Here is a 10788-nt window from a genome sequence, read left to right as displayed (position 1 = left end):
CGGATTCCCGGATTACAAGCCCGAGCTGCCCGGCGGCCAGCCCGGCGGCGGACGGTCGTTGAGCGCGGCGCCGTTCGATCTCAACCAGCTCGGCGCGTGGAGCAGCCGGATCACCGCCTTTCCTCAGGATTGGTCCAATGTCGGGTTCGACGCCGAGACGCGGGCCCGCCTGTACACCGGCGGCGACCCGAATGCCGAGCTGTGCGTGGCCGGCACTGCGCTGATCGCCGGACTGCTCAAAGGGCTGCTCGATGCCGGCGTCACGCCGCACACCAGTAGCCGCGCAGAGGAACTCATCGCCGACGACGGGCGAATCGTCGGGGTGCGCATCTCGGCTGGCGGTCGCCGGCTCAGTGTGCACGCCCGCCGCGGTGTGATCGTGGGAACCGGCGGTTTCGAGTGGAATCCGGCTCTGGTCAATGCCTTTCTGCGGGGGCCGATGCACGGTGCCGTCTCGCCGCCGAACAACACCGGCGACGGGCTGCGGATGGTGATGGCCCACGGCGCCGACCTGGCCAACATGGGCGAAGCCTGGTGGGTGCCGATCGTGCAGATCCCGGGTGACACCATCGACGGGTATCAGCGCAGCCGCAGTGTGCGGCTGGAACGCACCCGCCCGCGCAGCATCATGGTCAACCGACTCGGCCGACGGTTCGTCAACGAGGCGTGCGATTACAACTCGATGGCCGGCGCTTTCCACTACCTCGATCCGCGCGACGGTTACGTCAACGACCCGGCGTGGATGGTGTTCGATTCCCAACACCTCAAGCGCTATGGGTTTCTCGGCGTCGAACCCGACGGGCCGGTTCCGGACTGGTTCTGCGAATCCAGAGACCTCAGCGAACTGGCTGCCAAGACCGGGATCGCCCTCGCCGGGCTCAACCGCACCATCGAGGCCTGGAACCACAACGTCGGTGAGGGTACTGATCCCGATTTCGGCCGTGGTTCAAGCGCTTACGACGGCTACTGGGGCGACGAGCACGCGACCACACCGGCCGCCAAGACACTCGGGCCGGTGGACACCGCCCCCTTTTATGCGGTTCCGGTATCGGTTGGCGCGATGGGCACCAAGGGCGGCCCGCGCACCGACCGCGACGGCCGCGTGCTGCATGTCAGCGGCGAACCGATTCCGGGTCTGTTCGCCGCCGGCAACGCGATGGGCGGGGTGACCGGGCGTGCCTACGGAGGAGCCGGTGGAACCATCGGCCCGGCAATGGTTTTCGGCTATCGCGCGGGCTACGCGGCGGCGACCGGGAAATCGGTCGACTAGTTGCCGGGTCAGCGCTCGGCGAGCGCTTTCGCCAGATCGATGGTGCCGCTGCTGATCGCCGCGACCACGCCGCCGTCGACCAGCAGATCGGTGCCGGTGATGAACGACGCGGCGGGGCCGAGCAGGAACTCCGTGGCGGCGGCGATGTCGTCGGGTGTGCCGAGGCGACGGAGTCCAGAGTTGTCTACCATCGCCCGCATCAGCGGGCCCGATTCGCTGTCGAGTTCGAGGCGTCCCATCGCCGTCGAGATGACACCCGGGCTGATGGAGTTGATCCGGGCCCCGCGTTGACCCCAGGACCCGGCAGCCGCGGCGACCCTAATCTGGTTGGCCCGCTTGGCAAACGGATAGGCCAGCTGGCTGCTGGTGATGCCCGAGCAGGCCGGCAGACCGAGTAGTTCCTCGGCCGGCAGGCTCGCGAGCTGTCGCGCGACCTCGGGATCGGGTGGGGGCATCATGTGACCGGCCATGCTGGCGATGACGACGCCGGCGCCGCCGGGCGCGATCACCTTCCCGAATTCGTCGATGCTCAGCGCGACACCGAACAGGTCGACAGCCAGCACCGCCTCGGTGGATGCCTGCTGGGGTGACAGGCCCGCGGTGTGCACCACCGACGTGACCCGCCCGGCCGCCGCGGCCGCTTCGGCGACCGCGGCCACCGAACTGCGGGAGGTGACGTCGACCTGACGGGTCAGCACGCGATGACCGTCGTCGGCAAGCGCGGCAGCGACGGCCTCGAGGCCTTCGGCGTTGACATCGGCCAGCACGATAGTGTGGCCCGCTCCGCAGCGGCGGGCCACCGCGACTCCCATGCCGCCAACCCCGATGATGACCAGAACGTCGTTGTTCACGGCTTGTCTCCAATTCGGCAAGCAGGGCCCTCGGCGCTCCTGCGACGGGATGAGAACATCATTCTCTCAGTGCGAGAGTAGTTGAGTTGGGCCATTGTCGAGGGCGGCGCGGGCGGCCTGGGTGAGCCCACGCGTTGCGCTCCCCGCCGAGATGAGTCGGGTCTCCTTCGAGCGTGACGGCCGTTAATCCTTGGCGGCGTTGAACTTCGCGACGATGTGCCGGAAATCCTCGGTTTGCATCGTCTGGCTTTCCGCCGACAGCGCGTAGTCGATGGTGGCCAGCACGGCACGCTCGAGATGCAGGTTGAGAACACGCTTCGTGCTTTCCACCGCCTGCTGGGGCAACTCCAGGATTTTCTTCGCAGCCTTGATCGCCTCGCCGACCGGGTCGGCCACCGCATGGTTGGCCAATCCGAGTTCGACGGCCCTGGCCGCGGAGATCCGGGCGCCGGTCAGCGCGTACTCCTTGGCCAGCAGCAGGCTGATGTGCAGCGGCCAGGTCAGCGGTCCTCCGTCGGCGGCGACCAACCCCACCTGCACATGCGGATCGGCGAGATACGCGTCTTCGGCGATGTAGACGATGTCGCTCAGCGCGACCAGGCTGCAGCCCAGCCCGACGGCCGGTCCGTTGACCGCAGCGACGACCGGAATCCGGCAGCGCGCCATGCCCAGAACGATTTCGCGGCCGTCGATGATGGTCGTCGCGCGCAGCCCCGCGTCGTTGGCCAACTGCTCGAGATACTCGAAGTCGCCGCCAGCCGAAAACGCTCGTCCCGCACCGGTTATCACTGCGGCCCGAGCGCTCAGGTCATCGCTCAATCGTTGCCACAGCTTGGCCAACCCGTGGTGTAACGAGTCGTTGACCGAGTTCAGCGATGCGGGGCGATTCAGCGTGATGATCCGCAGCGGTCCGTCGGCCTCAACGATGATTTCTTTTGGCATGTCGTACATGTCAGGTTCCTTCTATGGTCGTGACCCGCTTCACCCGGGCTTCGCCCGCGCTCGCGATCACTCCTACAATCCCAGGATTCGTGCGGCGATGATGTTCTTCTGGATCTGCGACGTGCCGCCCATGACGCTTTGCGCGCGGCTGTAGAGGTAAGCGCTGAGCAGGTTCGGGTCGTCGATGCCGCCCACAGCCAGGGCGGCGTGGCCCACCGATTGTTCCACCCAGGTCATCAGCAGCTTGTCCAGCGATCCGTCCGAGGTGTGCGTCATCCCGTCGAGTTGCTCGGACAGCCGACGCCTGACGTGGTGGGTCAGCATCTCGGTTTGCACAGCGGCCCAAGCGAGTTCCTCGTTCACCAACCCGTCGGCGCGGGCGGCGAGCTGGCGAACGAGCTTGCCGTAGCGCGCCGCGTAGCCCAGTGTGGACGGCTCCCGCTCGTGGCCGACCACGGTCATCGCCAGCGGCCACCCCTCGCCGGGGGCGCCGACCATGTTCTCGACCGGCACGGTCGCTCCGTCGAATAGTACTTGGCCGAATTCGGTGGTGACGCCGTTGATCATCTGCAGCGGCCGCTGTTGCACCCCAGACTGTTTCATCGCGATGATGAACGCCGAGATGCCGCGGTGTCGCTTGGCGTCGGGCTCGGTGCGCGCCAGCAGCAGACACCAGTCGGCGACATCGGAGTAGCTGGTCCAGATCTTGTGACCATTGACCACGTAGTTGTCGCCCGCGCGGGTGGCGGTGGTGCTCAGTGACGCGAGGTCGGAGCCGGAGCCCGGTTCGCTGAAGCCCTGGCACCAACGTTCGGTGCCGTTGATCATGCCGGGCAGGAAGCGGCTGCACAGTCGCTGGCCGCCGTGCCGGCTCAGGCCCGCGACCAGATAGCCGAGACTGGGCCGCGGCGGCGCCCCGGCCCGCGCCAGCTCCTCGTCGAGGATGACGTCGTACACCGGCGGAAGTTCCTGACCGCCGTATTCGCGCGGCCAGGACAGCCCGAAGAACCCCCCCGCGTAAAGCGCGCGGTGCCATTCGCCCTGACGCGCCCAGTACTCGTCACCCGAGCTGGGAAACGCTTTGGCGTGCAGCGAAAGCCATGAACGCAATCGATCGCGGAAGGCGGCTTCATCAACCGAGTCACGGAAGTCCAACGCTGATCCCCTCCAGCTTGACGGGCCACAGGTGAGTCGAGGTGAGCGCACGGCGTAGGAACACATGCGCCAGGCACTCCCAGGTGTTGCCGATGCCGCCGTGCACCTGAATCGCGGTCTCGCAGACGGTCCGGGTGGCTCGCGCGCAGTAGACCTTGGCGAACCGGGCGGCCCGAATGGCCTCGGCCGGGTCGAGTTCGTCGACCGCCCAGGCGGCGTGCCGCAGGATGCTCACCGAGCCCTCAATCAGGGCCAGGCTCTCGGCGAGCAGGTGCGCGATCGCCTGGTACGAGCCGATCGACTTGCCGTACTGCTCACGGATTTTCGCGTAGTCGACGGCCAGTGTGTGCGCGCCACGCGCCGTGCCGACCAGGTCGGCCGAGGTGGTGGCCAGGGCCAAGGCGAGCCAGCGCTGCGCCGCGTCGGAGTCGAGGTCGCCTACCGCCGTGGGGGTTCCGCTGAGGCCGGCGGTGATTCTGGTCAGGTCGACGCCATCGAGGGCGGCGCCGACGTCGATGGCCGACACCGTCGTGCCGTCGAGTGCGAGTGCGCGCGGGTAACCCCGCCCGTCGATCGCATGGCCGTCGACTGCGATGGTGGACTTGGCACCGTCGTCGCCGACTCGGCGGGCGAGGTCATCGGCCAGCACCGGACCGAGGAACGGGGTGTCCACCAAACCGCGGCCGAATTCCTCTGCGACAATCGCCACTTCCACCGCAGATGCTTCGTCGGAACGCAGCGACCGCCAGCCGGCCAGCTGAATCTGTCTGTCAATCTTGGCGATTCGTTCGCTGTTTGCGAGATCCTGCACGGACCCGGGTCCGAGGTCATCGGCAAGTTTCGCCGCCGCGTCCCGCAGTTGTTGTTGTTCAGCTGTCAGGCGTACATCCATAGCGCTCCTTGAGAACTCGGCGTAACACCTTTCCTGACGGCAGCCGAGGTATTTCAGGCACGAACACGACACGACTCAGACGTTTGTAGGACGCCAGCCGCTCACCTACCAGAGCGGTGAGTTCGGCGGCATCGACCGGTTCGCGCGTAGCGACGGCGGCGACGACCAATTCGCCGTCGTCGCCGTCGGCGACGCCGAACACCGCGCAGTCCTTGACCGCGGGGTGTTCGTGCAGGACGGTCTCGACCTCGGCGGGTGCGACCTGAAAGCCGCGAACCTTGATCATCTCCTTGGACCGGTCGGTAATTCGCAACCATCCGCCGGCGTCCAGATAGCCGATGTCACCGGTTCGATACCAGCTGTCACACAGGGCATCTCGCGTCGCCTCGGCCGGTAGGTAGCCGGCCATCAGCGACTCCGATCGCGCCTGAATCTCACCGACCTCACCCGGGCCGACCGGGTCGCCGGTCTGCAGCGATACCACCCGCAGCGCTACACCCGGGACCGCCCGGCCGACGGAGTCGAGGCGCCCGCCGTCGAGCGGGTTGCAGGCGATCACGGGCAACTCGGTGGTGCCATAGGCCGGTACCCACCCGACGCCGGTACGACGGGTGACGGTCTCGGCAACGCTGGCGCTGACAGGCGTTGCACCCCACATGAGGAATCGCAGCGAGGACAGATCGTACGATTCGAGATCAGAGTGCGATGCGATAGCCAAAGCAATTGGTGCGACAGTCATTTCGACGGTTATCTGATCATCCTGGATGTGTTGCAGCATGCGGTCGATGTTGAAGCGGCGATGCAAACGCATCCACACGCCGGTCTGCAAAGCCGTCATGATGTTGAGTAGGCCGAGGATGTGCGACGGCGGTGTGGTGATTTGAATGCGGTCGCGGGCCGTCAACCCCATCGCCGCGCGCCAATGTCCCACCGCTACCTGTAGCGAATGATGGTTGTGCCGAACGGCTTTCGGCAGCCCCGTCGTGCCGGAACTGAACACCAGCACCGCGTCGTCACCTGTCAGCAGCGGCGGTGCAAAGGCACCAACGCCCGGCACTATGGGCTCATCGAGATGCAGCATCGGCATCAGCGCCGCCAGCACATCGTGGTCACCGACCGCATGCGCCGGACTCGTCAGCGCCAGGGCGTGCTCGACTTCGTGGCGCTTCCACGCCGGGCTGATCAGCACGACGACAGCGGCCAGCCGCCAGATGGCATGCAGCGCAACAACGAACTCAGGACGATTGGACGACATCAACGCGACCCGCTCACCGGCCGTCACGCCCCGCTCACGCAAGCTGGTGGCCAGACCGTCCGCCAACGCCTCGAGCTGCGGCAGCGTGTAGTGCCGCTCCTCGAAGACCAGCGCGGTCGCAGACATTGAGAAGATCCTATCGTTTTGAGAGAATACTATTCTCTCGGGTGAAGAACGCAAAGTGTGGAAGGTGTGCGGATGGCGGAACGCCATGTGTTCCAGCGGGCCACGGTGACTCGGATCATCAAGGAGACCGCCGATAGCCGTACCTATGTCCTCGCCCCAGAGGAGCAGCCGTTTTCCTATCGTGCCGGGCAGTTCTGCACGTTCCGGGTGATCGTCGACGGCGAGGAGCTGTACCGGTCGTATTCGATGTCGAGCGCACCGGAGGTCGACACCGAGCTGGCGACCACCGTCAAGCGGGTGGCCGGGGGCAAGGTGTCGAACTGGCTGGTGGACAACGTCGTCGAGGGCGACGAGCTGACCATGACCCGGGCGGCGGGCACCTTTGTGCTGAGTCCGACGTCAGCGCCTTTGCTGGCCTTCGCCGGTGGTAGCGGCGTCACACCGATCCTGTCGCTGACCAAGAGCGCGTTGGCGGACACCGATCGCGCGGTGCGCGTTCTGTGCGCCGACCGCGACCGGGGTTCGGTCATCTTCGACACCGTCCTCGACGAGTTGATCCAGCGCTATCCCGGCCGCTTGTCGGTGCAGCGCCGCCTCGACGACGAGCACGGCTTGCTGGATGCGGCCGACGTGCAGACGTTCGTCGGCGACGACACCGGTGCCGACTGTTATGTCTGCGGTCCCGAAGGCTTCATGGCCGTGGTCCGGTCCGCACTGCCGGATACCGCGAACGTTCTGATCGAGGACTTCGACGCATCGCCGCCGGTCAAGGCGCCGGCACCGGAGGTGTCCGAAGCCGCCGGCGACGTCGACGCGGGCGGCACCGTGACCATCCGGATCGACCGCAAGAAGGCGACCGTGCCGAGGGTGCCCGGCGAGACGCTGCTGGAGAGCGCGCGACGGGCCGGTCTGTCACCACCGTTCAGTTGCGAGGCCGGCAACTGCGGGACGTGCATGGCCAAGCTGATCGAGGGCGAGGCCACCATGCGCACCAACGACGTGCTCGAAGACGACGAGATCGCCGACGGCTACATTCTCACCTGCCAGGCCGTGCCCGACACCTCGTCGACCACCGTCTTGTACGAGTAGGGAATGTAACGCGTCATTCCGGGGCTGAATCGCCTATGACCGACCTTCCTGCCTTCGCTGATGTTGCTTCCGCCGACCAGGGGCTTGTCGTATTCACCACGCTGCGACGCGACGGCAGCGCTCAGGCGTCCGTCGTCAACGCCGGAGTTCTCCCCCATCCGCTGACCAACGAACCGGTCGTCGGGCTGGTCGCGATCGGCAGCGCCCGAAAACTCGGCCACCTGCGCGCCGATCCGCGCGCGACAGTCACTGCCCGCAGCGGTTGGCAGTGGGCCACCGTCGAAGGAACGGCGCAGCTGATCGGACCCGATGACCCGCACCCCGACGTGGACGACGAGCGGCTGCGGGTGATCCTTCGCGAGGTCTTCGCCGCGGCCGGCGGCACCCACGACGACTGGGACACCTATGACCGGGTGATGCGCGAGGAACGCCGTACCGCGGTGCTGATCTCACCAAACCGCGTCTACACCAATCCAGGTCGGGGCTAGCCGAGTCCGGTCAGCGCCGGCGCGATCTGCTCGAGCTGATCGATACCCGTGGCGAAGTCGCCCCCGAGGGCCGGAAGGATCGCGACATGGTCGGCGCCCGCGCGTAGATGTTCGCTGGCGCTGTCGCTGATCGCCACCGGGTCGGGATCGAGTGACAGCCCGACGACCAAGAGCTTGTCGGGCCCGAGCGTGCTCCTGGCTTGGGTGGTGAACTCGGCCGCCATTCCGGCCGGGAATGCCCCGTCGGCGATGTCGGCTGCCAGCGCCAGCATTTTCGGACCGTTCGCCGCGATGATCCTGGCGTACGCGGCGTCAGGGGCGGGCGGCCAGGTCGGCTCATCCATCCGCTGTATGTAGTCGCTCATCGCGGCCAGCGGACGGCCGAATTCCCGCCCGACGCTGGCGGCCTGTTCGGGATAGCCGACGCCCAGACCCATCACGAACCGGCCCGGGTAGGCGTCAGCGAGTTGAGCCGCCGCGGCATGCATCGTCTGCGCCGGACGCGCCCAGATGTTGGCGATGCAGGTTCCGAACACCATCCGCTCGCTCTCGGCGAGCAGCGTGCCGAGTTGTACGAAGGCGTCCTTGCCGATCGTCTCGTTGACCCAGACCGCGCGATAGCCCGCAAGGTCGAGTCGCTGCACGGCTTTGCGTTGTAGATCGGCGTTCATGGCGACGGTCAACGAACCCGGCAGGCACACCCCGATCGGCCCCAGCGCCTCGCGGGCGGCGTCGACGACGGTCCCCATCAGTGCTGTACTTCGGCGAAGTAGTGGTCGTCTTCCAGATCGGCAAGCAGCCCCGGGTATTCCGGCTTCCAGTCGAGCAGCTTCTGGGTCAGCTCGCTGGACGTCGCGTCGTCCGCTCCGGCAAACGCGGCCAGAAACCCGAAGTGCTCGGCAGCCTCATCGGCGGTGATGCTCTTGGTCGGGAGGTCCAGGCGGCGACCGATGACCTCGGCGATGTCGCGAAATGGCACGCCCTCGTCGGCGACGCCGTGTAACCGCGTGCCCGCCGGCGCTTTCTCCAGAGCCAGCCGGTAGAGGCGCGCGGCATCGAGGGTGTGCAGCGCGGGCCAGCGGTTTGCGCCGTCGCCGATGTAAGCGGAGACCCCGGCCTTGCGGGCGCAGTCGATGATGTGGCTGGTGAAGCCGTGCTGGTCCAGGTCGCTGTGCACCAGCGGTGCGAGCCGGATGACCGATGACCGAACGCCCCGCTGCGCCAACGCAATTGCCGCGTTCTCCGCGTCGACCCGCGGTCCGGCGGGCAGGGTGTCTTCCTCTGTCGCGAGTCGGCCTTCGACGAACGCCACCATCAACGTTCCTGACGTGCCGACAAATGGCTTGTCGGAGCCGACGAGCGCCTCGCCGATCGCATCGACGGCGCGCAGGTCCTTCTCGATGGATCCGAGGAAGTCGCTGAAGTCGTGGTTGAAGGCCAGGTGGATCACCCCGTCGGACGCGGCGGCGGCGGCTTGCAAACCGTCGAGGTCGTCGAGCGAGCCACGATGCACATCGGCGCCCTGGGCCTCCAGGGCCGCAGCAGATTGGTCCGAACGCGCCAGTCCGACGACCTGATGCCCGGCCGTGAGAAGCTCGGGCACTACTGCCGACCCGATGTGACCGGATGCGCCGGTGACGAAAACTCGCATGTTGAACTCCCTGAAGTGTTGGTGAGGCGGTAACACCACCATCCGTCCGCGTACCGAATGCGTCCAAGACCTGTTTCGAATAGCTCAATACAGATCAGGCATCACTGCAGTTCGATGTCATTTATGGCGGTTGGTGCGCGCTAGGACCAGTTACCATCCGGGTATGGATGACCAGGCCGCCGATCTCGATCTACGGTTGGTGCGCTACTTCGTCGAAGTGGCCGAACACCGCCACTTCGGCCGCGCCGCCACGAGCCTGCGGGTGGCGCAGCCATCACTGAGCCGGCAGATCCGGCGACTTGAACAGCAACTCGGCGCCCGGCTACTGGACCGCACCCCGCAGGGCGCGCAACTCACCGAAGCAGGCGAGATCTTCCTGCCGGCGGCTAAGGCGCTGCTGCGCGCGGCGGGCCGGGCCGCCGCGCAGACCCGCGCCGCCGCCCAGCCCAGCCGGATCACCGTTGGTTACACGATGGGTCTGATCGTCACCCCCGCGGTGCGGGAGATGCGCCGTCAACACCCGGACGCCGAGGTGCACGCCGTGCATGTGGACTGGGACGTGGCACGCCAGTCGCTGCTCGATCACCGGGTCGATGCGTTGGTGACACGGCTGCCGTTTCCCACCGATCAGCTACACGTCACGATCCTGTACGACGAGCCGAGAGTCGTCGTGGTGCCACGCGATCATCGGCTGGCCGGCAAAGAGTCGATCACGATCGAGGACATCGCCGACGAGCCGATGCCACAAATCCGCGGCTCAGACCCGGCGTGGAGTGCGTTCTGGCGCGTCGATCCCCGCCCCGACGGGCGACGCGCGCCGGGCGGGCCGTTCATCGAGGCGCTTGAGGACAAGTTCGAAGTGATCGCCGCCGGGCAGGCGGTGGCCATCACGGCCGGGGGTCCGCACATCGGGGCCCTGCGCCCGGACCTGACCACGATTCCGCTCGAGGGCGTCGAGCCCAGTCACGTGGTGGTCGCATGCCGCGCCGACGACCGCAGCCGACTGGTGGCGGCGTTCCGGAAACTCGCCGGGCAGCATCTCAGCGCGCCGACCTGATCAGCGCAGTTG

At 67.0% G+C, this 10788-nt stretch carries 11 protein-coding genes; 4 read left to right on the top strand and 7 right to left on the bottom strand.

Annotated elements, in window-relative coordinates:
- The coding region (locus AC2VOG_RS10910) for an FAD-binding protein (RefSeq protein WP_486939910.1) at positions 1 to 1270 on the top strand (1270 nt) is incomplete at its 5' end.
- An 8-nt stretch (positions 1271 to 1278) separates the two neighbouring features.
- Here AC2VOG_RS10910 and AC2VOG_RS10905 read toward each other — a convergent pair.
- The 5 genes from AC2VOG_RS10905 to AC2VOG_RS10885 all read right to left on the bottom strand — a co-directional run bounded on the left by AC2VOG_RS10905 (position 1279) and on the right by AC2VOG_RS10885 (position 6491).
- Positions 1279 to 2121 (bottom strand): SDR family oxidoreductase, encoded by an 843-nt coding sequence (locus tag AC2VOG_RS10905; RefSeq protein WP_486939909.1) that lies wholly within the window; start codon positions 2119 to 2121, stop codon positions 1279 to 1281.
- Positions 2122 to 2304: 183 nt separating this feature from the next.
- Complete coding sequence (locus AC2VOG_RS10900) at positions 2305 to 3072, bottom strand: enoyl-CoA hydratase/isomerase family protein (RefSeq protein ID WP_486939908.1); 768 nt, start codon at positions 3070 to 3072, stop codon at positions 2305 to 2307.
- A gap of 63 nt (positions 3073 to 3135) precedes the next feature.
- Positions 3136 to 4218, bottom strand: a complete 1083-nt coding sequence (locus AC2VOG_RS10895) for an acyl-CoA dehydrogenase family protein (RefSeq protein ID WP_486939907.1) — start codon at positions 4216 to 4218, stop codon at positions 3136 to 3138.
- Positions 4205 to 5110: an acyl-CoA dehydrogenase family protein gene (locus AC2VOG_RS10890; protein ID WP_486939906.1), complete on the bottom strand. Its 906-nt coding sequence runs from the start codon at positions 5108 to 5110 to the stop codon at positions 4205 to 4207. Before AC2VOG_RS10890 ends, AC2VOG_RS10895 begins: the two co-directional genes overlap by 14 nt.
- The gene (locus AC2VOG_RS10885; RefSeq protein ID WP_486939905.1) at positions 5088 to 6491 is read right to left on the bottom strand and encodes a class I adenylate-forming enzyme family protein; all 1404 of its coding nucleotides are present in this window, start codon (positions 6489 to 6491) and stop codon (positions 5088 to 5090) included. Before AC2VOG_RS10885 ends, AC2VOG_RS10890 begins: the two co-directional genes overlap by 23 nt.
- A 72-nt stretch (positions 6492 to 6563) precedes the next feature.
- Between AC2VOG_RS10885 and AC2VOG_RS10880 the strand changes: the two genes are divergently transcribed.
- Both AC2VOG_RS10880 and AC2VOG_RS10875 read left to right on the top strand, forming a co-directional pair.
- Positions 6564 to 7580 (top strand): 2Fe-2S iron-sulfur cluster-binding protein, encoded by a 1017-nt coding sequence (locus tag AC2VOG_RS10880; protein ID WP_486939904.1) that lies wholly within the window; start codon positions 6564 to 6566, stop codon positions 7578 to 7580.
- 35 nt (positions 7581 to 7615) lie between these two features.
- Entirely contained in the window at positions 7616 to 8068 is a 453-nt protein-coding gene (locus AC2VOG_RS10875; RefSeq protein ID WP_486939903.1) for a TIGR03618 family F420-dependent PPOX class oxidoreductase, read from the top strand.
- Here the strand turns inward: AC2VOG_RS10875 and AC2VOG_RS10870 are convergent.
- Together AC2VOG_RS10870 and AC2VOG_RS10865 are read right to left on the bottom strand one after the other, a co-directional pair.
- Positions 8065 to 8817: an LLM class flavin-dependent oxidoreductase gene (locus tag AC2VOG_RS10870; protein ID WP_486939902.1), complete on the bottom strand. Its 753-nt coding sequence runs from the start codon at positions 8815 to 8817 to the stop codon at positions 8065 to 8067. The two genes, AC2VOG_RS10875 and AC2VOG_RS10870, sit on opposite strands and share 4 nt — an antisense overlap.
- Entirely contained in the window at positions 8817 to 9719 is a 903-nt protein-coding gene (locus AC2VOG_RS10865; RefSeq protein WP_486939901.1) for an SDR family oxidoreductase, read from the bottom strand. The genes AC2VOG_RS10870 and AC2VOG_RS10865 overlap by 1 nt, the downstream gene beginning before the upstream one ends.
- A 163-nt stretch (positions 9720 to 9882) precedes the next feature.
- On the opposite strand from AC2VOG_RS10865, the gene AC2VOG_RS10860 reads away from it, so the two are divergent.
- A complete protein-coding gene (locus AC2VOG_RS10860; RefSeq protein WP_486939900.1) occupies positions 9883 to 10776 on the top strand; it encodes a LysR family transcriptional regulator in 894 nt (297 codons plus the stop codon).
- Positions 10777 to 10788 lie beyond the last annotated feature (12 nt).

The sequence above is a fragment of the Mycobacterium sp. TH-M11 genome, from assembly GCF_057473725.1.
The sequence above is the reverse complement of the archived record's forward strand: the minus strand, read 5'-3'. Positions and strand labels throughout refer to the sequence as shown.